Source organism: Pseudomonas sp. B22129 (assembly GCF_044218875.1).
In the GTDB taxonomy this organism is placed as follows: Bacteria; Pseudomonadota; Gammaproteobacteria; order Pseudomonadales; family Pseudomonadaceae; genus Aquipseudomonas.
The window spans coordinates 1,607,763-1,629,169 of the sequence record NZ_CP162592.1; the positions used below are offsets into that span (position 1 = coordinate 1,607,763).

Annotated in this window: 22 protein-coding genes and 1 pseudogene; 12 read left to right on the plus strand and 11 right to left on the minus strand. The window is 60.9% G+C overall.

Going from position 1 to position 21,407, the window contains the following annotated elements:
- Window positions 1-90: 90 nt before the first annotated feature.
- The 5 genes and pseudogenes from argB to coaBC all read right to left on the minus strand — a co-directional run bounded on the left by argB (window position 91) and on the right by coaBC (window position 4,347).
- A complete protein-coding gene (argB, locus tag AB4P94_RS07220) occupies window positions 91-996 on the minus strand; it encodes an acetylglutamate kinase (RefSeq protein ID WP_016970588.1) in 906 nt (301 codons plus the stop codon).
- Window positions 997-1,015: 19 nt separating this feature from the next.
- Window positions 1,016-2,431 (minus strand): annotated as a pseudogene (locus AB4P94_RS07225) (phosphomannomutase/phosphoglucomutase); the annotation flags it as partial.
- A complete protein-coding gene (locus tag AB4P94_RS07230) occupies window positions 2,410-2,610 on the minus strand; it encodes a hypothetical protein (RefSeq protein WP_395609986.1) in 201 nt (66 codons plus the stop codon). The gene AB4P94_RS07230 and the pseudogene AB4P94_RS07225, both read right to left, overlap by 22 nt.
- A gap of 67 nt (window positions 2,611-2,677) precedes the next feature.
- Window positions 2,678-3,133 (minus strand): dUTP diphosphatase, encoded by a 456-nt coding sequence (gene dut, locus AB4P94_RS07235; protein WP_395609987.1) that lies wholly within the window; start codon window positions 3,131-3,133, stop codon window positions 2,678-2,680.
- A 5-nt stretch (window positions 3,134-3,138) separates the two neighbouring features.
- Window positions 3,139-4,347 (minus strand): bifunctional phosphopantothenoylcysteine decarboxylase/phosphopantothenate--cysteine ligase CoaBC, encoded by a 1,209-nt coding sequence (coaBC, locus tag AB4P94_RS07240; protein ID WP_395609988.1) that lies wholly within the window; start codon window positions 4,345-4,347, stop codon window positions 3,139-3,141.
- Window positions 4,348-4,490: 143 nt separating this feature from the next.
- On the opposite strand from coaBC, the gene radC reads away from it, so the two are divergent.
- The gene (gene radC / locus AB4P94_RS07245; protein WP_395609989.1) at window positions 4,491-5,165 is read left to right on the plus strand and encodes a DNA repair protein RadC; all 675 of its coding nucleotides are present in this window, start codon (window positions 4,491-4,493) and stop codon (window positions 5,163-5,165) included.
- Between the two features lie 28 nt (window positions 5,166-5,193).
- Here the strand turns inward: radC and AB4P94_RS07250 are convergent, their stop codons facing one another.
- Complete coding sequence (locus tag AB4P94_RS07250; protein ID WP_395609990.1) at window positions 5,194-6,786, minus strand: ABC transporter substrate-binding protein; 1,593 nt, start codon at window positions 6,784-6,786, stop codon at window positions 5,194-5,196.
- Between the two features lie 458 nt (window positions 6,787-7,244).
- Between AB4P94_RS07250 and rpmB the strand changes: the two genes are divergently transcribed.
- Window positions 7,245-7,478 carry a 50S ribosomal protein L28 gene (gene rpmB / locus AB4P94_RS07255; RefSeq protein WP_003176907.1) on the plus strand — a complete coding sequence of 78 codons (234 nt, stop codon included), beginning with the start codon at window positions 7,245-7,247 and terminating at the stop codon, window positions 7,476-7,478.
- Window positions 7,479-7,489: 11 nt separating this feature from the next.
- Complete coding sequence (gene rpmG, locus AB4P94_RS07260; protein ID WP_003176906.1) at window positions 7,490-7,645, plus strand: 50S ribosomal protein L33; 156 nt, start codon at window positions 7,490-7,492, stop codon at window positions 7,643-7,645.
- Between the two features lie 71 nt (window positions 7,646-7,716).
- Here rpmG and AB4P94_RS07265 read toward each other — a convergent pair whose 3' ends face one another.
- Entirely contained in the window at window positions 7,717-8,079 is a 363-nt protein-coding gene (locus AB4P94_RS07265) for a cupin domain-containing protein (RefSeq protein WP_395609991.1), read from the minus strand.
- A gap of 230 nt (window positions 8,080-8,309) precedes the next feature.
- Between AB4P94_RS07265 and AB4P94_RS07270 the strand changes: the two genes are divergently transcribed.
- Window positions 8,310-9,803, plus strand: coding sequence for an aldehyde dehydrogenase (locus AB4P94_RS07270; RefSeq protein WP_395609992.1), 1,494 nt, complete (start codon window positions 8,310-8,312; stop codon window positions 9,801-9,803).
- A 198-nt stretch (window positions 9,804-10,001) separates the two neighbouring features.
- Window positions 10,002-11,144, plus strand: a complete 1,143-nt coding sequence (locus AB4P94_RS07275; protein WP_395609993.1) for an MFS transporter — start codon at window positions 10,002-10,004, stop codon at window positions 11,142-11,144.
- A 125-nt stretch (window positions 11,145-11,269) separates the two neighbouring features.
- Here the strand turns inward: AB4P94_RS07275 and AB4P94_RS07280 are convergent, their stop codons facing one another.
- Together AB4P94_RS07280 and AB4P94_RS07285 are read right to left on the minus strand one after the other, a co-directional pair.
- The gene (locus AB4P94_RS07280; protein ID WP_395609994.1) at window positions 11,270-12,838 is read right to left on the minus strand and encodes a phospholipase D family protein; all 1,569 of its coding nucleotides are present in this window, start codon (window positions 12,836-12,838) and stop codon (window positions 11,270-11,272) included.
- A gap of 62 nt (window positions 12,839-12,900) precedes the next feature.
- Window positions 12,901-14,325 (minus strand): PLP-dependent aminotransferase family protein, encoded by a 1,425-nt coding sequence (locus tag AB4P94_RS07285; protein WP_395609995.1) that lies wholly within the window; start codon window positions 14,323-14,325, stop codon window positions 12,901-12,903.
- Window positions 14,326-14,491: 166 nt separating this feature from the next.
- Between AB4P94_RS07285 and AB4P94_RS07290 the strand changes: the two genes are divergently transcribed.
- Window positions 14,492-14,716, plus strand: coding sequence for a DUF1127 domain-containing protein (locus AB4P94_RS07290; RefSeq protein WP_395611306.1), 225 nt, complete (start codon window positions 14,492-14,494; stop codon window positions 14,714-14,716).
- A 1-nt stretch (window position 14,717) separates the two neighbouring features.
- On the opposite strand, the gene AB4P94_RS07295 is transcribed toward AB4P94_RS07290, so the two are convergent.
- A complete protein-coding gene (locus AB4P94_RS07295) occupies window positions 14,718-16,010 on the minus strand; it encodes an NAD(P)/FAD-dependent oxidoreductase (protein ID WP_395609996.1) in 1,293 nt (430 codons plus the stop codon).
- A gap of 115 nt (window positions 16,011-16,125) precedes the next feature.
- Here AB4P94_RS07295 and AB4P94_RS07300 point away from each other — a divergent pair, with 115 nt between their 5' ends.
- Window positions 16,126-16,479 carry a YkgJ family cysteine cluster protein gene (locus AB4P94_RS07300; protein WP_016975913.1) on the plus strand — a complete coding sequence of 118 codons (354 nt, stop codon included), beginning with the start codon at window positions 16,126-16,128 and terminating at the stop codon, window positions 16,477-16,479.
- A 121-nt stretch (window positions 16,480-16,600) separates the two neighbouring features.
- Here AB4P94_RS07300 and AB4P94_RS07305 read toward each other — a convergent pair whose 3' ends face one another.
- Complete coding sequence (locus AB4P94_RS07305; RefSeq protein ID WP_003176896.1) at window positions 16,601-17,089, minus strand: Lrp/AsnC ligand binding domain-containing protein; 489 nt, start codon at window positions 17,087-17,089, stop codon at window positions 16,601-16,603.
- 156 nt (window positions 17,090-17,245) lie between these two features.
- Between AB4P94_RS07305 and dadA the strand changes: the two genes are divergently transcribed.
- The 5 genes from dadA to AB4P94_RS07330 all read left to right on the plus strand — a co-directional run bounded on the left by dadA (window position 17,246) and on the right by AB4P94_RS07330 (window position 21,284).
- Window positions 17,246-18,547, plus strand: coding sequence for a D-amino acid dehydrogenase (gene dadA, locus AB4P94_RS07310; protein WP_016970574.1), 1,302 nt, complete (start codon window positions 17,246-17,248; stop codon window positions 18,545-18,547).
- A complete protein-coding gene (locus tag AB4P94_RS07315) occupies window positions 18,519-18,872 on the plus strand; it encodes a RidA family protein (RefSeq protein ID WP_395609997.1) in 354 nt (117 codons plus the stop codon). The genes dadA and AB4P94_RS07315 overlap by 29 nt, the downstream gene beginning before the upstream one ends.
- Before the next feature lie 75 nt (window positions 18,873-18,947).
- A complete protein-coding gene (alr, locus tag AB4P94_RS07320; protein ID WP_395609998.1) occupies window positions 18,948-20,021 on the plus strand; it encodes an alanine racemase in 1,074 nt (357 codons plus the stop codon).
- A gap of 116 nt (window positions 20,022-20,137) precedes the next feature.
- Complete coding sequence (locus AB4P94_RS07325) at window positions 20,138-20,686, plus strand: cupin domain-containing protein (RefSeq protein ID WP_049710945.1); 549 nt, start codon at window positions 20,138-20,140, stop codon at window positions 20,684-20,686.
- A gap of 181 nt (window positions 20,687-20,867) precedes the next feature.
- The gene (locus tag AB4P94_RS07330; RefSeq protein ID WP_078739753.1) at window positions 20,868-21,284 is read left to right on the plus strand and encodes a cytochrome c5 family protein; all 417 of its coding nucleotides are present in this window, start codon (window positions 20,868-20,870) and stop codon (window positions 21,282-21,284) included.
- The last annotated feature ends 123 nt before the right edge of the window (window positions 21,285-21,407 follow it).

The window sequence follows — 21,407 nt, forward strand, 5'->3', positions numbered from 1 at the left end:
AGGGGATCTCCACTGTACTGCAGAATCAGATCGCAAATAAAAAAGCCCCCGCTCAATTCAATTGAGCGGGGGCTTTTTGGTTTTCAGCGATTAAGAGCGCTTGCGGTTACTGATCAGCGTGCCCATGCCGGTATCGGTAAAGATCTCCAGCAGCACCGCATTCGGTACGCGGCCGTCGATGATCAACGAACTGCCCACGCCGCCCTGCACTGCTTCCAGTGCGCAACGGATCTTCGGCAGCATGCCGCCGTAAATGGTGCCGTCAGCGATCAACTCGTCCACTTGTTGAGTGGTCAAGCCGGTCAGTACCTTGCCTTCCTTGTCCATCAGGCCGGCGATGTTGGTCAGCAACATCAGCTTTTCAGCCTTCAGCGCCTCGGCGACTTTGCCGGCCACCAGGTCGGCGTTGATGTTGTAGGACTCACCATTGGCGCCTACGCCGATTGGCGCGATTACCGGGATGAAATCACCTTTGACCAGCAGGTTCAGCAGGTCGGTGTTCACGCCGACTACTTCGCCCACCTGGCCGATGTCGATGATTTCCGGCTGAGTCATTTCCGGCGTCTGACGGGTTACGGTCAGTTTTTTCGCACGGATCAGCTCTGCGTCCTTGCCGGTCAGGCCGATGGCGCTGCCGCCATGACGGTTGATCAGGTTGACGATGTCCTTGTTGACCTGGCCGCCGAGGACCATTTCCACCACGTCCATGGTTTGCGCGTCAGTGACGCGCATGCCGTCGATGAAGTGACTCTCGATCGACAAGCGCTTGAGCAGATCACCGATTTGCGGGCCACCACCGTGCACTACCACCGGGTTGATCCCCACGGCTTTCATCAGCACGATGTCGCGGGCAAAGCCGGTTTTCAGCTCGTCGCTTTCCATGGCATTGCCACCGTACTTGATCACCAGCGTCTTGCCGACGTAGCGTCGGATGTACGGCAACGCTTCGGAAAGGACCTTGGCAGTGTTGGCAGCGGCTTCGCGTTCGAGGGTCATTCAGGGCTCCGGTAAAAAATCAGAACGGTAATTGGAGATCAGGGGCAACACGTTTCAACTGGGCGTGGAACACGTCCTTGATGCGCTGCAACTCAGCCTCGGTATCCGCCTCGAAACGCAGGACCAGCACCGGTGTGGTGTTGGACGCGCGAACCAGGCCCCAGCCTTTGGCGTAATCGACTCGCACACCATCAATGGAGGTCAGGTTGGCGCCTTCACCCCATTGCGCATCGTGCAGTGCGTCAATGATGCTGAATTTGCTCTCTTCGGTCACATGGATATTGATCTCTGGCGTAGAAATATCATTCGGGAACGTCTGAAACAGCTCCTGAGCGGTCGATTTTTCCTTGCTGAGGATCTCCAGCAGACGAGCGGCGCTGTAAATGCCGTCGTCAAAGCCGAACCAGCGTTCCTTGAAGAACACGTGGCCGCTCATTTCGCCGGCCAACAGTGCGCCGGTTTCCTTCATTTTCTTTTTGATCAACGAGTGGCCGGTCTTCCACATTAGCGGGCGGCCGCCGTATTCCTTGATCAGGGGGGTGAGGCGGCGGGTGCACTTCACGTCGAAGATGATTTCGGCATTGGGGTTGCGCGCCACCACGTCACGGGCGAAAAGCATCAGCAGGCGGTCAGCAAACACGTTTTCGCCGGTGTCTGTCACCACGCCGACGCGGTCACCATCACCATCGAAGGCCAGGCCGACGTCCGCCCCGGTTTCCTTGACCTTGGCGATCAGGTCCACCAGGTTTTCAGGCTTGCCCGGGTCCGGGTGGTGATTGGGGAAGTTGCCGTCGACGTCGCAGAACAACGGGATCACTTCGCAGTTCAGCGCTTCGAGCAATTGTGGGGCGATCACGCCGGCCGCACCGTTGCCACAGTCCACCACCACTTTCAGGCGGCGCGCGAGTTTGACGTCGCCGGTGATTTGATCCGAGTAGCGCTGAAGAATGTCGACCTTGGTGATGCTGCCTTCACCGCTGGTCAGGTCGTTGGTCTTCAGGCGTGTGTGCAGGGCCTGGATCTGTTCGTTGGCCAGCGTGTCACCGGCGATGACGATCTTGAAGCCGTTGTAGTCCGACGGGTTGTGGCTGCCGGTCAACATCACCCCGGATTTGCCAGCCAGCACGTTGGCGGCGTAGTAGAGCGCAGGCGTTGGCACCAGGCCAACATCACTGACATGGCAGCCGCTGTCGGCCAGGCCCTGGATCAGTTGCTCCACCAACTCCGGGCCGGACAGGCGACCGTCACGGCCTACCGATACGTTCGGCTCGCCCTGGGCCAGGCTTTGGGCGCCGATGGCGCGGCCAATCCAGTAGGCGGTTTCGGCGGTCAGGGTCTTGGGCACTACGCCGCGGATGTCGTAGGCGCGGAAGATGCTGTCGGGAAATGTCGGGGCGACTCGGGCTGCGGTACTCATCGCGGGGGGAAACTCCATCTGAAAGGGGCAAAGCTGGCCTGAATGTGGCTGACCGGCGGGCTCAAACTGAAGGGTATGACGGCGTTTTCGGCAGAGAGTTCGTGGTGCAAAAAGGCCATCGGCGTGGTGGCTTTGTCTTTGAGATTGCGTAATGCATTGATTTCAATGGGGAAATCTCGCTGATTAAGTCCGCGCATTCTTCATCCTGAAAAGCCATGCGGTGGCATCTGGCCGGACAAGGGCGCCCGGCCAATTTCAGCTTAGTCAGTGGCTGCCGGAATGGCCAAAACCGCCTGCGCCGCGTTGTGTTTCAACAAATTCCTCAACCAGCTCGAAGTGCGCCTGCACCACCGGTACCAGCACCAGCTGGGCGATGCGCTCGCCGACGACGATGTTGAACGCGGTCTGGCCACGGTTCCAGCACGACACCATCAGTTCGCCCTGGTAATCGGAGTCGATCAGGCCAACGAGGTTGCCCAGCACGATGCCGTGTTTGTGGCCCAGGCCGGAGCGCGGCAGGATCAGCGCCGCCAGGCCCGGGTCGCCCACGTAGATCGACAGGCCGGTCGGAATCAGAAGGGTCTGGCCCGGCTCAAGGACGGTGTCTTGCTTGAGCATGGCGCGCAGGTCCAGGCCTGCGGAGCCCGGAGTGGCGTAGGCCGGCAGCGGGAAATCGGTACCGATGCGGGGGTCGAGGATCTTGGCTTGCAAAGCGTGCATGGACATTAAACCTGGTTCAGCCGTTGGGCGATAAAAGAGATCAGTTGGCGGGCAATCTTGCCCTTGCTGGTCTGGGCGAAAAGGGTGGCGTGCAGGTCGCGGTCGATCACGCTGCAGGCGTTTTCCTCGCTGTTGAAGCCGATGCTCGGGTTGGCGACATCATTGGCAACGATCAAGTCGAGGTTTTTGTCTTTCAATTTGCGCGCGGCGTAGTCCAGCAAATGCTCGGTTTCGGCAGCAAAGCCGACACTGAACGGGCGGTCCGGACGGGTGGCGATGGTCGCCAGAATGTCCGGGTTGCGCACCATTTGCAGGAGCAGGCCGTCGCCGCTCGTAGGGTCTTTCTTCAGTTTTTGCGGGGCTACGACTTCCGGGCGGTAATCCGCAACCGCTGCCGAAGCGATAAACAGGTCGCAGGGAATGGCTGCCTCACAGGCCGCCAGCATGTCGCGGGCGCTGACTACGTCGATTCGGGTGACGCGATCAGGGGTCGGCAAGTGCACCGGCCCGGTGATCAGAGTGACACGTGCGCCTGCCTCGACCGCTGCTTCCGCCAAGGCAAAGCCCATTTTTCCTGAGCTATGGTTGGTGATGTAGCGCACCGGGTCGATGTTTTCCTGGGTTGGGCCGGCGGTAATCAGCACGTGTTTGCCGGTCAGGGCCAGGTGCTGGAAGCAATCTGCGGCGCATTGTGCGAGATCGGTGGCTTCGAGCATGCGGCCCATACCGACGTCGCCGCAGGCCTGGCTGCCGGATGCCGGGCCAAACACCTTGAGGCCACGGCTTTGCAGGAGTTGGGTGTTGGCCTGGGTGGCCGGGTCGCGCCACATGGCCTGGTTCATGGCCGGGGCGATGGCGACGGTGGCGTCGGTGGCCAGTACCAGGGTGGTCAGCAGGTCATCGGCAATGCCTTGGGCGAGGCGGGCGATCAGGTCGGCGGTGGCCGGGGCGATCAGTACCAGGTCGGCCCATTTGGCCAGCTCGATATGGCCCATGGCGGCTTCGGCCGCCGGGTCCAGCAGGTCCAGATGAACCGGGTGGCCGGACAAGGCCTGCATGGTCAGTGGTGTGATGAATTCACTGCCACCGCGGGTCATGACCACGCGCACTTCGGCGCCTTGGTCCAGGAGCCTGCGAACCAGCTCTGCGCTCTTGTAGGCGGCAATGCCGCCGCCGACGCCGAGAACGATGCGTTTCCGATACAGACGCTGCATTGGTTTGCCTTTCCAGTTCAGTGATGCCAGTTCAGTGACGCCTGCGATGCCCCCTCCCCAGGGGAAATCGCACGCAAAAAAGAGGGCTTACGATAACACAGCGACCGCAAGGCAACAGCGGCGTACGTGCGCATGGAGGTGGGATGAGTATTCGCGATTGGCCTGTGGCGGAGCGGCCACGAGAGAAGCTTTTGGAGTGGGGCGCGGCGAGTCTGTCTGACGCCGAGTTGTTGGCGATCTTCCTGCGCACAGGGGTTTCGGGCAGAAGTGCGGTCGATTTGGCACGCCATCTGTTGGCGCAATTTGGTGGCCTTCGCCCGCTGCTGGAGGCCAGCCAGACGCTATTCAGTCAGCATTTGGGCTTGGGCCCGGCGAAGTTTGCGCAGTTGCAGGCCGTGCTGGAAATGTCGCGGCGGCATATGGCTGAACGTTTGCGTGCGGACTCGGTGCTGGAGAGCCCGTTGGCGGTGCGCGAGTACCTCAAGGCGCTGTTGCGTCATGAGCCCCACGAGATTTTTGGCTGCCTGTTTCTTGACTCAAAGCACCGGGTGCTGGGCTTTGAGGCTTTGTTTCAGGGCACCGTCGACACGGCCATCGTTTACCCCCGGCAAGTGGTCAAGCGTGCCCTCGCTTACAACGCGGCGGCATTGATCCTGTGTCACAACCACCCTTCCGGAAGCGTTGAGCCGAGTGCGGCTGATCGAAAGTTAACCAAAATACTGCAAAAGGCTTTGGAGTCGGTGGATGTGCGGGTGCTGGATCACATCATCGTGGGTGATGGCGACCCGCTGTCGATGGCGGAATACGGGTGGATATAACCCCGCCCGGCAAGGGCGGGGTTAAGGCTCAGGGCTTGACGCTGACTTTCGAGAAATCCTGGCGCCCGAACGGGCTGACCTGATACCCCTCGACGCTCTTGCGTGCCAGGGCAAAGGCGGTCGGGTGTGCCAGCGGCAACCACAGGGCCTGTTGCTGGATTTGTGCCTGAGCCTGCTGATACAGCTTGCTGCGCACGCCTTGCTCGCTGGTGGTCTTGCCGGCGCTGATCAGCTTGTCCAGGGCCGGGTCGCAGTAGCGGGCGAAGTTAGTACCGGACTTGACGGCTGCGCAGGAGAACTGCGGCGTCAGGAAGTTATCCGGGTCGCCGTTGTCACCGGCCCAGCCCATGAACAGCAGGTCATGCTCACCGGCCTTGGCGCGGCGGATCAGCTCGCCCCACTCAATCACGCGGATCTCGGCCTGGATGCCCACTTTGGCCAGGTCAGCCTGCAACAATTGGGCGCCGAGGTTTGGGTTGGGGTTCAGCAAGCTGCCCGTCGGGCGGGTCCAGATTGTGGTTTTGAAGCCGTCCTTGAGCCCGGCGCGGTCCAGCAGGGTTTTGGCCTTGGCGAGGTCCTGTGGATAACCCGGCAAGTCCTTGGCGTAGCTCCAGGTATTGGGCGGGTAAATCCCGTTGGCGGCTTCGGCGGTGCCTTCAAACACGGCCTTGAGGTAGCTGGCCTTGTCGAACGCGAGGTTGATCGCCTGGCGCACTTCCGGCTTGTCCAGCGGCGGATGCTGGCTGTTAATGGCGACAAACGCGGTCATGAAGGCGGCCGTTTTTTCGACCTTGAGCGCTGGGTCTTTTTCGGCTTCGCCAACATCCAGGGGCTTGGGCGACAGAGCGATCTGGCATTCATCACGATGCAGTTTCTGCAGGCGCACATTGGCGTCCGGGGTGATGGCGAAGATCAGGTTATCCACAGCTGGTTTGCCGGCGAAGTAATCCGGGTTGGCTTTGTAGCGCACCACGGCATCTTTCTGGAAACGCACGAACACGAAGGGCCCGGTGCCGATTGGCTGGCTGTTGAGTTTCTCCGGGGTGCCGGCCTTGAGCAGTTTGTCGGCATATTCGGCCGGATAGATCGAGGCGAAGCCCATGCTCAGGGCGGCGAGGAAGGTTGAGTCGGCGTGGTCCAGGGTGAAGCGCACGGTCAACGGGTCGAGGGCGTCGATCTTCTTGACCAGCGTCGGCAATTGCAGGGATTGCGCGTGTGGGAAGCCGCTCTGGGCGATCTTGTGCCAAGGGTTCGCCGGGTCGAGCATGCGCTCGAAGCTGAAGCGCACGTCTTCGGCGGTCAGGGTGCGGCTTGGGGTGAAGTATTCGGTACGGTGGAATTTCACGTCCGGGTGCAGCTTGAAGGTGTAGGTCAGGCCGTCCGGCGAGACTTCCCAGCTGTCCGCCAGGCTCGGCACCAGCTTGCCGCTGTTGGCGTCGTAATCCACCAGGCGGTTCATCAGCACGTCGGCCGAGGCGTTGGTGGTGGTCAGCGAGTTGTATTGCACCACATCAAACCCTTCAGGGCTGGCCTCGGTGCAGACGCTCAAGTTGGTGGCGGCAAAGGCCGCCGGAGCGAAAAATAGAGGGGCAAGCAAGAGCGGTAGGGCAGCGAGGCGCATAGTCGGTTTCCTTTGCAGATCGAAGGCCCATCTGCGAGTGCAGTCTGGAAAAGTCCTACCGTAGTGGTCTGATTGATAAATGACTAGCCCATTTTTGCCTGTGCTTTTGCCGAAAATGCTGTTTTGATGGCGCCTCGGCGCGTTTCGTCGCGCACTTCCCAGTGCGTGCGGGCGCTGTAAATCATTCTGTGCGACGAGTGGTCGGCTGTAGCAGCGGCCCCTTACAGCAACGGTTCAGGCGTCTGGCGCCAGGATTTACTTCGGTAAAAACTCACGGGTTGTTGTTGCACCGGGGTCTTTCTGGTATAAAGCAGCGCTCTTTTCTAGGGGCCCGGTTCCTTCGCTTGTAGGTGTAGCCGGTAAGACCCTAAAGAAACGCGGCGCCTGGCGCCAAATGACTGAGAGATTAAGCGGCCAACCCATGCCGGGTTGGGCATGTGGTTTTAGAGGGCTGAGGCATGTCGAGAGTATGTCAAGTTACCGGTAAGGGTCCGGTGACTGGGAATAACATTTCCCACGCAAATAACAAAACCCGTCGTCGTTTCCTGCCAAACCTGCAGCATCACCGCTTCTGGGTTGAAGAAGAGAAACGTTTTGTTCGTCTGCGCGTATCTGCCAAAGGCATGCGCATCATCGACAAGCGTGGCATCACTGTCGTGCTGGCCGAAATCCGTGCCGCTGGCAAGATCTAAGGAGCTCTATCATGCGTGAATTGATTCGAATGATCTCTAGCGCCGGTACTGGTCACTTCTACACTACCGACAAGAACAAGCGTACTACCCCGGACAAGCTCGAAAAGAAAATGTTCGACCCGCGCGTTCGTAAGCACGTGATCTACAAAGAAGGCAAAATCAAGTAATTGATTTTCCTCCTTGTGAAAAAAAGCCCGTCTCTCACGAGTCGGGCTTTTTTTTGCCTGTGATTTGCTGATCAGGCTTTCTGCTCGAACACCACGTAGATCTTGCGGCACGCCTCCAGCACTTCCCAGGTGCCGCTGAAACCCGCCGGAATCACAAAGCGGTCGCCGGCGCGCAAGGTCTTGGCGTTGCCATCGGCATCACGCAGAACGGACACCCCCTGCACAATCTCGCAGTACTCGTGCTCGGTATAGCTGACCTTCCATTGCCCGACTTCACCTTCCCACACGCCGGCGCTCATCTGGCCGCACGGGCTGTTGTAGTGGTTGTAAAGGGTTTGCTCGGGGTCGCCCTTGAGGATTTTTTCGGCGGCGGGGCGGTAGCGGTCTGGGGCGGTGTTGGCTTGGCTGAAGTCGACGATGTCCTGGATGCTCATGTGCGTGTCCCGTCTGGCCTGCGGTTGGAGAGCCCAAAGTCTATGTTTATTAAAATGAACATCGCAAGGGCGTTTGCCGCTGTTATGTCAAATATATTGAAACACCCCCGGCGGCTGGTTTAGGGTGGCAGCTGCCTTGAGCCGAACAGCAGGCTGGCCGGGCAAGAATTCTTTGAGGCTGCCGGGGGACATCACCTGGCCCTTGTATTCAATAAGAGGAGGACACTCGCATGACCACCCTGACCCGTGCCGATTGGGAGCAACGCGCCAAGGATCTGAAGATCGAGGGCCGCGCTTACATCAATGGCGAATACACCGCCGCAGCTTCCGGCGACACCTTTGAATGCATCAGCCCGGTCGACGGGCGCTTGCTGGCCACGGTTGCCAGTTGTGACGTCGCCGACGCCCAGCGCGCTGTGGAAAACGCCCGCGCCACCTTCAACTCCGGTGTGTGGTCGCGCCTGGCGCCGGCCAAGCGCAAGTCCGCCATGCTCCGTTTCGCCGCGCTGCTCAACGCCAACGCCGAAGAGCTGGCCCTGCTTGAAACCCTGGACATGGGCAAGCCGATCACCGACTCCCTGGAAATTGACGTACCTGGCGCCGCGCAAGCCCTGAGCTGGAGCGGCGAGGCCATCGACAAGATTTACGACGAAGTGGCCGCCACCCCGCACAACCAGTTGGGTCTGGTGACCCGCGAGCCGGTCGGTGTCGTGGGCGCCATCGTGCCGTGGAACTTCCCGCTGATGATGGCCTGCTGGAAACTGGGTCCGGCGCTGTCCACCGGTAACTCGGTGATCCTCAAACCGTCTGAAAAATCCCCACTGACCGCCATCCGTATCGCTGCGCTGGCCGTTGAAGCCGGCATTCCAAAAGGCGTGCTGAACGTGCTGCCGGGCTATGGCCACACCGTGGGCAACGCGCTGGCGGTGCACATGGATGTCGACACGCTGGTGTTCACCGGCTCTACCAAAATCGCCAAGCAACTGTTGATCCGCTCCGGCGAGTCGAACATGAAGCGCGTGTGGCTGGAAGCGGGCGGCAAGAGCCCGAACATCGTGTTCGCCGATGCTCCGGACCTGCAGGCCGCGGCTGAATCCGCTGCGGGCGCCATCGCCTTTAACCAGGGCGAAGTGTGCACCGCCGGTTCGCGCCTGCTGGTCGAGCGTTCGATCAAAGACACATTCCTGCCACTGGTGATCGAGGCCCTCAAAGGCTGGAAGCCAGGCAATCCTCTGGACCCGGCGACCAATGTTGGCGCACTGGTGGACACTCAGCAGATGAACACTGTGCTGTCGTACATCGAAGCCGGTCACGCCGATGGCGCCAAGCTGGTCGCTGGCGGCAAGCGTACGCTGGAAGAAACTGGTGGCACTTATGTGGAACCGACGATTTTCGACGGCGTGACCAATGCCATGAAGATCGCCCAGGAAGAAATCTTTGGCCCGGTACTGTCGGTGATCACGTTCGACAGCGCCGAAGAAGCGGTCAAGATCGCCAACGACACTGTCTACGGCCTGGCCGCAGCCGTGTGGACAGCCGATATCTCCAAGGCGCACCTGACCGCCAAGGCCCTGCGTGCCGGCAGCGTGTGGGTCAACCAATACGATGGCGGCGACATGACCGCACCGTTTGGTGGCTTCAAGCAGTCGGGTAACGGCCGCGACAAGTCGCTGCACGCGTTCGACAAGTACACCGAGCTGAAGGCAACCTGGATCAAGTTGTAACTTCCAGGGTTCACCGCAGTTCAAAAAATGTGGGAGCGGGCTTGCTGTGGCGAGGGAGCTTGCTCCCGCTCGACTGCGCAGCAGTCGCCTGCCGTTAGGGGCGCTTCGCACCCCAGCGCAAGCAAGCTTGCTCGCCACAGCAAGCCCGCTCCCACACTGGTTTGTGTGTTCTCAAAAGATATCCACAGGAGCGTGGAAATGCGTTGGGCGACTTACTTCGCCGTCCTGGCCTCGGTACTCAGTGTCGGCCTGGCGCTGGGCGTCAGCATGCCATTGGTGTCCCTGCGCCTCGAGGGGTGGGGCTACGGCAGTTTCGCCATCGGCGTGATGGCGGCGATGCCGGCGTTTGGCGTGTTGCTGGGGGCCAAAGTGTCCAGCCGGTTGGCCTCTTGGCTGGGTACCGCCAACCTGATGCGCCTGTGCTTGTGGGCGGGTGCCGTCTCCATCGGCTTGCTCGCAATCCTGCCTAGCTATCCGGTATGGCTGGTGCTGCGGTTGATGATCGGCGTGATTCTGACCATCGTGTTTATCCTCGGCGAAAGCTGGATCAACCAGTTGGTGGTAGAGCAATGGCGCGGTCGGCTGGTGGCGCTGTATGGCTGCAGTTATGCCTTGAGCCAGTTGTCGGGGCCGCTGCTTTTGGGTGTGCTGGGCACTGATCACGACTATGGCTTCTGGGTCGGCGTGGGCTTGTTGATGGTCGCGCCGCTGCTGTTGCTGGGGCGCTCCGGTGCGCCAACGGCCGAATCCTTCAGTGTCACCTTCGGCGACCTGTGGCGCTTCTGCCTGAGCCTGCCGGCGATCGCCTGGGCCGTGGCGCTGTTCGCCGCCTTCGAAGCAATGATTCTGACGCTGCTGCCGGTGTATTGCCTGCAACAGGGCTTCACCGCCGAGATTGCTCTGGCGATGGTCAGCACGGTGGTAGTCGGCGATGCGTTGCTGCAACTGCCCATTGGCGCACTGGCGGACTACCTGCCACGGCGCACGCTGTTCATGGGGTGTGCGGTCTTGTTGCTGGCGTCGAGCCTGGCCATTCCGCTGTTGATGCACACGCTGTTGATCTGGCCGGTGTGGGTGTTGTTCGGGGCCAGCGCCGGCGGGTTGTTTACGCTGTCGTTGATTTTGATCGGTGAGCGCTATCGCGACGATGCGCTGGTGCGCGCCAATGCCCATGTGGCGCAACTGTGGGGCATCGGCTGCCTGATCGGGCCGTTGGTGGCGGGGGCGGGCAGCCAGTGGATCAGCGGGCATGCGTTGCCGTTGTTGATGGCAGCGGGTGCGCTGGGATTAGTGATGCTCCTGCTGCGCCAAGGCGCATTCGGCGCCGCGCAACCGGCCTGACCTTGAAATACATTCACCTGTGGGAGCTGGCTTGCCTGCGATAGCGTTGTATCAGTCACACATTTATTGACTGACACTCCGCTATCGCGGGCAAGCCCGGCTCCCACAGTTGATCTCCTCTAGTTTTAGAGCATGCGTTCCAGGCCGACTGAGGTAGCGAACCAGGCATTGATCCGCCGCCACCAACTGCCCGGCTCACGGGTCAGTGTGTGTATTTGGCCGTTGTCTTCAGTCACCCACACCACCTTACCGTCCTGCAATTTCGCCTCATAGCTCAACGCAGGCGCCATGCCCTGCAGCGCCAGGTTGCGTACGTGTTCGGCCAGCTCCGGGCTGTCCACCAGCACGCCGACTTCGGTGTTCCACAGCACCGAGCGCGGATCGAAGTTAAACGAGCCGATAAACGACTTTTCCCGGTCAAAGATCATTGCCTTGCTGTGCAGGCTGGAATCCGAGCCATGGAAGCTGCCCCGGCGAAACAGGTGCGGGCCACTGCCGCCACTCGGGTCGCCCGGTTGGCGGCGCAGCTCGTAGAGTTTCACGCCGTGCTCCAGCAGCGCCTTGCGATAGGGTGCGTAGCCACCGTGTACCGCGGGTACGTCAGTGGCCTCAAGCGAGTTGGTCAGCAGGCTCACCGTCACGCCCGCGTCGGCGCGGCCGGTCAGGTATACCAGCCCCGGCTGGCCCGGCACAAAGTACGCCGAGATCATCATCAGTTCGTGGTTGACGCCTTCCAGCTCCGGCGCCAGTTGCGTGGTCAGCAGCAGGCGAGGGTCGGGTTCGGCCGTGGCCAGTACTTTGCTCGGCGCATCCCATAGCGCCTGGTTCCAGGCCCAGATCAGTTCGCGGCGCCAGATGTCCATGCGCGGTTGGGTTTTATAGGTGCGCAAGCGGTTGTACAGCGCGTGGTTCTGCTGGCGCGACTCGGCCAGCGAGGCTTCCAGGCGGACTCGGGCGGCGGCCAGGTCGCCCTTGGACGGAGTGCTGGAGACGAAATCATCAATGGGTTTGCTCAGCGCGCTGTTCCAGTACTGGTCGAAACTGTGGCCCAGTTGCTCGGCCACCGGGCCGACACTGAGCATGTCGATATCGGTGAAATTCAGGTTGGGCTCGGCGTCGAAATACTCGTCGCCCAAATTGCGCCCGCCGACGATGGCCACGCTGTTATCCGCCAGCCACAGCTTGTTGTGCATGCGCCGGTGTTGCAGCGACAGGTTGAACAGGCGGCCCATGGCCCGCGTCACGCCCGTGCTGCGCCCCAGATGCAGCGGGTTGAACAGGCGAATCTCGATTTTCGGGTGGGCGGCGAGGGTCGCGATGACTTGGTCGAGGCCGTCGCTGGTGGTGTCGTCCAGCAGGATGCGGATGCGCACGCCACGGTCGGCGGCCTTGAGCAGCTCATCCACCAACATACGAGTGCTGATGCCATCGTGGACGATGTAGTACTGCAGGTCGAGGCTGGTCTGTGCGTTGCGGATCAGCTCGGCGCGAGCCATGAAGGCTTCGCTGCTGTTGGGCAGCAAGCGAAAGCCGGAGCGGCCTTGATGTGGCGCGGCCTGAGCCTGGATCGAGCGGCCGAAGGAAGATTGCGCGGCGGGCAGGGCATCGCTAGGAATGCGCGGCGTATCGACGGTCGCGCAGCCGCCCAGGGTCAGGGTGCCCAGCAGGAAAAACGGTAAAAGCCGTCGAATCATCAAAGGCGCTGCTTCCAGGTCAGGGCGGTTGTGGGCATATGACGACTATTTCCGGTGAAAGGTCAGTCCTGCGCTTCGGCCAGCATTTTGATGGCAGCGGCGCCGACTTTACGCACGGCTTCTTCAATCTGCGGGGTCGGCTTGGCAGCGTAGTTCATGCGCAGGCAATTCCGGTATTTGCCCGAAGCAGAAAAGATGCTGCCGACGGCGACTTGTACGCCTTGCTCCACCAACTGGCGATTGAGCTTGAGGGTGTCGAAGCCTTCCGGCAGCTCCACCCACAGCATAAAGCTGCCCTGCGGCCGGCTCGCGCGGGTGCCGGCCGGAAAATAGCGGCTGACCCAGTCGAGCATCAAGTCGCGATTACGCTGGTATTGGGTGCGCATCCGCCGCAAATGCGGTTCGAAGTGGCCGCCTTTGAGGAATTCGGCGATGGCAATCTGCGGCTGCGTCGCCGTGGAGCCGGTGCTGATGTATTTCATGTGCAGCACCCGCTCCAGATAGCGGCCCGGTGCAACCCAACCAATGCGCAGCCCCGGCGCCAGGGTTTTCGAGAAGGAGCTGCACAGCAGTACTCGGCCATCTTCGTCGAAGGATTTGATCGTGCGCGGGCGCGGGTAGCTGTAGGCCAATTCGCCATACACATCGTCTTCGATGATCGCCACGTCAAAGCGCTGGGCCAGGGTCAGCAGCGCCTTTTTGCGTGCCTCCGGCATGATGTAGCCCAACGGGTTGTTGCAGTTGGGGGTCAGCTGGATGACCTTGATCGGCCACTGTTCCAGCGCCAGTTCCAGGGCTTCCAGGCTGATGCCGGTGATGGGGTCGGTGGGGATTTCCAAGGCCTTCATGCCCAGGCCTTTAAGGGTTTGCATGGCGCCGTGGAAGCTCGGCGAGTCGACCGCGACGATATCCCCAGGCTCACAAATGGCGTGGATGCTGGCGGACAGCGCCTCATGGCAGCCGGTGGTGATCACAATGTCTTCGGCGGTGAGCTGGCAGCCGGAGTCCAGCGATAGTCGGGCGATTTGCTCACGCAATTCCATACAGCCGAGGATATTGTCGTAATACAGCCCGGGCAGGTCCTGGCGGCGGCTCACGCGCGCCAGGCTGCGCAGCAAGGGTTTCATGGTCGGCGACAATACATCCGGCATGCCGCGGCCCATCTGTATGACGCCTTTGCGCGGCACCGCGCGAATCAGCTCCAGCACCTGGTCCCACTGCGAAATTTCCACCGGGCGCTGAGCCGGGCGGCCCACTTCCGGCAGGGCCGGCAGCTCACGGCCCACGGGTACAAAATAGCCGGATTTGGGCTTGGGCATCGCCAAGCCATTGTCTTCCAGCAAGCGGTAGGCCTGTTGCACGGTACTCAGGCTGACCCCGTGTTCCACACTCAACGCCCGTACGGATGGCAAGCGATCACCGGGGCGGTAGAAGCCCTGCTCGATGCGCGTGCCGAGCAATTCGGCGAGGTTGACGTAGAGGGTCATGGCGGTCGCTCCTGCAGGACCAATACAGATAGGCGGAAAATACAGGATTCAGCCGTCTATAGGCAGTGTCTGTATGGATTTAATAAGTTCAGGTTGAATCTGTAATGGTTTTCCTCACGCGCGCACGCTAGTCACTCATGGCAACAAGCAAATGAGGGGCAACAAAATGAGCGGCATGAGCGATGTGCGGTTGGCGTTACACGGTCAGGAATTGGAAGCGGAGCAGGAGCGTGCGACAGCGCCACGTAATATCAACCGCTGGCGTCTTTTCTGGCAGCGCCGCCATACCCGCAAGGCCTTGCTGCATTTGACCGGCGAACAGTTGCGCGATGTCGGGCTGAGCGCTGAGCAGGCGCGCCAGGAAGGCCTGAAACCCTTCTGGCGCAGTTGATTCACACCAGCTCTTTAAGGCGGTGCCACAGCATGCCCAGGGCCAAGAGTGGCGAGCGCAGGTGCTTACCGCCGGGGAAGGTGATGTGTGGCACCTGGGCAAACAGATCGAAGCGCCCCTGTTGCTGGCCACTGATGGCTTCGGCCAACAGTTTGCCGGCCAGGTGCGTGGCGTTGAGGCCGTGGCCCGCATAGGCCTGGGCGTAATACACGTTGGGCTGGTCCGCCAGCCGTCCGATCTGCGGCAAGCGGTTGGCGCCGATGCCGATCATGCCGCCCCATTGGTAGTCGATTTTCACGTCGGCCAGCTGAGGAAACACCTTGAGCATTTTGGGGCGCATATAGGCGCCGATATCCTGGGGATCACGCCCCGAATAGTGGCAAGCCCCGCCAAACAGCAAGCGGCGGTCGGCTGACAGCCGGAAATAGTCCACCGCTACGCGCTGATCACACACGGCCATATTTTGCGGCAGCAGGTTGGCAGCCTGGGCTTCACTCAACGGCTCGGTGGCGATGATGTAGCTGCCCGCCGGCAGTACTTTGCCACTCAGTTGGGCATTGAGGCCGTTCAGGTAGGCATTGCAAGCCAGCACGAGGGTCTTGGCGCGCACATTGCCAAGGGCGGTGTGCACGTTGACTTCGGGGCCGTAGTCAATGCGCGTCACTTCAGACTGCTCGAACAGCTTCACGCCCAGTTGTTGGGCGACGGCAGCTTCGCCGAGTGCCAGGTTCAACGGGTGCAAGTGGCCGGAGCCCATGTCGATCATGCCACCCACGTAGCGCTCGGAGCCGATCACGCCGCTCATTTCATGGGCTTGCAGCAAACGCACTTCATGGCGATAGCCCAGACCACGCAACTCTTCGGCGTCTTCGGCCAGGCCTTCGAGGTCACGGGGCTTGTTGGCGAGGTCGCAGTAACCCCAAGTCAGGTCGCAGGGGATTTGGTAGCGCTCGACGCGCTCGCGCACGATTTCCACGGCCTCCAGCCCCATCAGTTTCATCTGGCGCACGCCGTCGGCGCCGATCACGTTGGTGAACTGATCAAGGCCGTGGCCGACCCCGCGAATCAACTGGCCGCCGTTGCGTCCGCTGGCGCCCCAGCCGATCTTGCGCGCTTCCAGCAACACCACGCTGAAACCGCGCTTGGCCAGTTCCAGCGCGGTGTTCAGCCCCGAATAACCGCCGCCAATCACGCACACGTCGGCCCGCACTTCGCCGGCCAGCGCGGGGTAATCAGGCTGTGGGACGCTGCTGGCGGCGTAGTAGGAAGCGGTGTGCCGGGCGCTGGCGGTCATGGGGAGCATCCCTGTTTGGAAAATTTGACGCAGGATACAGCGGTCGGACGAAGCTGTCTGCGCGAGGCTTTTTGCGGCAGAATTCACACCTATTCGCGGTTCGGTAAGTGTTTTGATGAGTTGTAACAGTCAGAAAATCAGCGCGCTGCGCCGTCAGATTCCTTCGTTCGAGTGCGTCCCCGGTTGCCACGATTGCTGTGGGCCGGTGACGACTTCGCCGGAGGAAATGTCGCGCCTGCCCCGCAAGACTGCTGCCGAGCAGGACGCTGCCATGGACGAGCTGAACTGCGTGCACCTTGGGCCCAACGGTTGCACGGTGTATGACGAGCGGCCGCTGATTTGTCGGCTGTTCGGCACCACCAAGACCCTGCCATGCCCGAATGGGCGGCGGCCGGTGGAGCTGATTCATCCGCGGGTGGAAAAGCAGATCCACGAATACATGGCGAGCACCCGGCAAGTGCTGGTCTAACTCGGTCAATGTGGGAGCTGGCTTGCCTGCGATAGCGGTGGATCAGTCAGTACATATTTCGCCTGACAGACCGCCATCGCAGGCAAGCCAGCTCCCACATTTTTTGACCGAGTTGGTCCGGTCAGTCGGGGATCGGCAGGTTCAGGCTCTCTTTCACCTCTTCCATCACGATATAGCTCTTGGACTCGCGAACATGCGGCAGCTTGAGCAAGATATCGCCGAGCAATTTGCGGTACGAGGCCATCTCGGAAATCCGCGCCTTCACCAGGTAGTCGAAGTCGCCTGAAACCAAGTGACACTCCAGCACGTGGGGCAGTTTGAGCACGGCGCGGCGGAACTCTTCAAAGGTGTCGCCGGACTTGTAATCCAGGCTGATCTCGACAAATACCAGCAAACTCCCTTTCAAATGCTGCGGGTTGAGCCGCGCGTTGTAGCCCATGATGATGCCTTCGCGCTCCAGTCGGCGTACCCGCTCAGTGCACGGTGTGGTCGACAACCCGACCTTTTCCCCAAGCTCGGTGAACGAAATTCGCCCGTCGGTTTGCAGGATGCGCAGGATATTGCGGTCGATCTTGTCCAGCTCCCGCTTGGTCTGGGTGTTGGTACGCATAGGGGATACGCCTCTGTGAAAAGGGTTTTTGCCGAGAATTGTCGCCAAATATAGGTGCTTATATAGTGAAATGCACTGGCAATAGTTTTTTACACTGCGCTCATCATTGCTCGAATAACACACGTCAGCGGCTAAGCCCGTGATGAGGATATAAAAATGCGCGTTCTGGTCTTGGGTAGCGGCGTCATTGGGGTGACCAGTGCCTACTATTTGGCGCGGGCCGGCTTTGAAGTCGTGGTTGTCGACCGCCAGCCTGCCGCTGCCATGGAAACCAGTTTCGCCAACGCCGGCCAGGTGTCTCCAGGCTATGCGTCGCCTTGGGCCGCGCCGGGCGTACCGCTCAAGGCCATCAAATGGCTGCTGCAACGCCATGCGCCGCTGGCGATCAAGGCCACCGCCGATATCGACCAATACCTGTGGATGGCGCAGATGCTGCGCAACTGCACCGCCAGCCGTTATGCGGTGAACAAGGAGCGCATGGTGCGTCTGTCCGAGTACAGCCGTGACTGCCTCGACGAACTGCGCGCCGAAACCGGCATCTCCTACGAAGGCCGTAGCCTGGGTACTACCCAACTGTTTCGCACCCAGGCCCAACTTGATGGCGCCGCCAAAGACATCGCCGTACTGAAAGAGTCCGGCGTGCCGTTTGAGCTGCTGGACCGCGCCGGTATTGCACGCGTTGAGCCTGCGCTGGCCAGCGTCACCGACATCCTCGCCGGCGCCTTGCGCCTGCCGAACGACCAGACCGGCGACTGCCAGATGTTCACTACGCGCCTGGTCGAGATGTGCAAACAGCTGGGCGTGGAGTTTCGTTTCGAACAAGACATTCAGCGCCTCGACTACGCCGGTGACCGCATCAACGGCGTGTTGATCGACGGCAAGCTGGAAACCGCCGACCGCTACGTGCTGGCCCTCGGCAGCTACTCGCCAAAACTGCTCAAGCCGCTGGGTATCAAGGCGCCGGTGTACCCGCTCAAGGGCTACTCGCTGACCGTGCCGATCACCAACCCGGCGATGGCCCCGACCTCGACCATTCTCGACGAGACCTACAAGGTCGCGATCACCCGTTTCGACAACCGCATTCGCGTCGGTGGCATGGCTGAAATAGCCGGTTTTGACCTGTCGCTTAACCCGCGTCGGCGTGAAACCCTGGAGATGATCGTCAACGACCTTTATCCTCAGGGCGGCGATTTGAGCGAGGCCAGTTTCTGGACCGGCCTGCGCCCGACCACACCCGACGGCACGCCGATTGTCGGTGCCACCCCGTTCAAGAACCTGTTCCTGAATACCGGCCACGGCACGCTCGGCTGGACCATGGCCTGTGGTTCCGGCCGTTTGCTGGCTGACCTGATGGCGAAGAAAACCCCACAGATCAGCGCCGCAGGCCTCGATATTTCCCGTTACGGTAACCACCAGGAGTCCGCACAACATGTCAATCCAGCGCCAGCTCACCAATGAGCGCATGAGCCAGATCGTTGTCCACAGCGGTACCGTGTATCTGGCAGGGCAAGTCGGCGACGACATGAGTGCCGGGATTGAAAAGCAGACCCGTGAAACCCTGGCCAATATCGAGCGATTGCTGGATCTGGCAGGCACCGACAAGAGCAAATTGCTCTCGGTGACGATCTACCTGAAGGACATCGACGCCGATTTCGCCGGCATGAACGCGGTGTGGGACAAGTGGCTGCCCAAAGGCGTCGCGCCGGCCCGTGCCACGGTTGAAGCCAAGCTGTGCGAGCCGGACATTCTGGTAGAGCTGTCCGTGGTGGCCGCGCTGCCTTAACGCAACATCCCTCTCCCGGTGCCGGCGTTATCGGTCGGTACCGGTTTTTTTACCGCTGCCTAGAAGCCTGCCGCCATGCGTCCTGCCCGTGCCCTGATCGATCTCCAAGCCCTGCGTCACAACTACCAATTGGCCCGCGAAGTCACGGGGGCCAAAGCGCTTGCCGTGGTCAAGGCGGATGCCTACGGCCACGGTGCCGTGCGTGTGGCCCAAGCGTTGGAGGCCGAGGCGGACGGGTTTGCGGTGGCGTGCATCGAGGAAGCCTTGGAGCTGCGCGCGGCGGGCATTCGTGCGCCAGTGTTGCTGCTGGAAGGTTTTTTTGAAGCCGACGAGCTGCCGCTGATCATCGAACATGATTTCTGGTGCGTGGTGCATTCGCTGTGGCAGCTGGAGGCGATCGAGCAAGCCAGGCTGAGCAAGCCGCTCACCGTGTGGCTCAAGCTGGACTCGGGCATGCACCGCGTGGGCCTGCACCCCAAGGATTACCACGAGGCGTATCAGCGCCTTTTGGCCAGTGGCAAGGTCGCGAAGATAGTCTTGATGAGCCACTTCGCCCGCGCTGATGAGCTGGATTGCGTGCGCAGCACTGAACAAGTGGCCGTTTTCGAGGCGGCGCGCCAGGGGTTGTCGGCTGAAGTGAGCCTGCGCAATTCGCCGTCGGTGATGGGCTGGCCGAGTGTGGCCAGCGACTGGGTGCGCCCGGGCATCATGCTCTACGGCGCCACGCCCTTCGGCGAGGACCAGGCCATCGCTGCGCGCTTGCAGCCGGTAATGACCCTCGAATCGAAAGTCATCAGCGTGCGCGAACTGCCGGCCGGAGAGCCGGTGGGCTACGGTGCCAAGTTCATTACGCCCAAGCCGATGCGTATCGGCGTGGTCGCCATGGGGTATGCCGATGGGTACCCGCGCCACGCGCCCACCGGCACGCCGGTGTTGGTGGCGGGGCAACGCAGCCAGTTGCTGGGGCGCGTATCGATGGACATGCTGTGCATCGACCTCACCGACGTGCCACAGGCTGGCCTTGGCTCCACCGTGGAGCTGTGGGGCAAAAACATCCTCGCCAGCGACGTTGCGGCGGCGGCCGAGACCATTCCCTACCAGATTTTCTGCAACCTGCGCCGCGTGCCAAGGCTCTATTCCGGCGCTTGAGGTAAGACGACGAGCCAGGTCGCCCGGGATTTAGGTCCAAGTGTTGTAAATACTGAACGCTGTCGCCATGATAACGCTCAATTACAACAACGCCTGAATCCTAGGAGGCTCCTGCATTGGACGTCGGCGAACGACTGCAATCCATCCGTAAACTCAAAGGTCTTTCCCAGCGTGAGCTCGCCAAGCGCGCGGGTGTCACCAACAGCACCATTTCGATGATCGAAAAAAACAGTGTCAGCCCCTCGATCAGCTCCTTGCGCAAGGTGCTGGGCGGCATCCCCATGTCCATGGTCGAGTTCTTTTCCGAGGAGATCCTCCAGGAAATACCGACGCAGATCGTCTATAAAGCCAATGAGCTGATCGACATCTCTGACGGCGCCGTCACCATGAAACTGGTGGGCCGGGCGCACCCGACACGGGCGATTGCGTTTCTTAACGAAATCTACCCACCGGGCGCCGACACGGGCGAAGAAATGCTCACCCACGAAGGCGAGGAAACCGGGATTCTGGTGGAAGGTCGTCTGGAATTGGTGGTCGGTCTTGAAACTTTTGTGCTCGAAGCCGGCGATAGCTACTACTTTGAAAGCACCAAGCCCCATCGTTTTCGTAACCCGTTCGACGTGCCGGCGCGACTAATCAGCGCAGCCACACCCGCGAACTTTTGACACAAGAGGCGTGCTGCCAGCGTTGCAGACACGCCCGTCGCTGTAACCGCTCGGCTGAATCTCCCTTTATTTAATAGGGTTGTTTCGGCCTGGCGGGCTAACCGTTATACTTTCGCCGCCTGCGAAACCGTGGCCGCAGGCGTGAATAGCCACCATTGAGGGTGAACGCGTGAACCTAATTATGAAAATGCTGGCTGCACCAGCAACCGTACTGGCCCTATGGGCTGTCAGCGCTCAAGCTGCGACCAATGATGAAATTGCCAAGCGCCTGGAGCCTGTCGGCCAAGTCTGTGTCCAGGGCCAGGAATGTAAAGGGATGGAAGTGGCGGTGGCAGCCGGTGGCGGCGGTGGTGCAAAGACACCGGATGACGTGATCGCCAAGCATTGCAACGCGTGCCACGGCACTGGCCTGCTGGGCGCGCCGAAAATCGGTGACGCTGCCGACTGGGGCAAGCGCGCGAAGGAGCAAGGCGGGGTAGACGGTCTGCTCGCCAAGGCGATTACGGGCATCAACGCCATGCCGCCCAAAGGCACCTGCAGCGATTGCTCGGATGACGAGCTCAAGGGTGCGATCGAGAAGATGTCGGGCTTGAAGTAAACCGATCTTCGCCAAAAAGCCGCTTTCGAGCGGCTTTTTTGTGCCTGCCATTTGTGTTTCGGTGCTGTTCATTGCAGCAAAGACCCGGCAAGCTCGGTCCAACCCCTAATCATGGAATGTTCA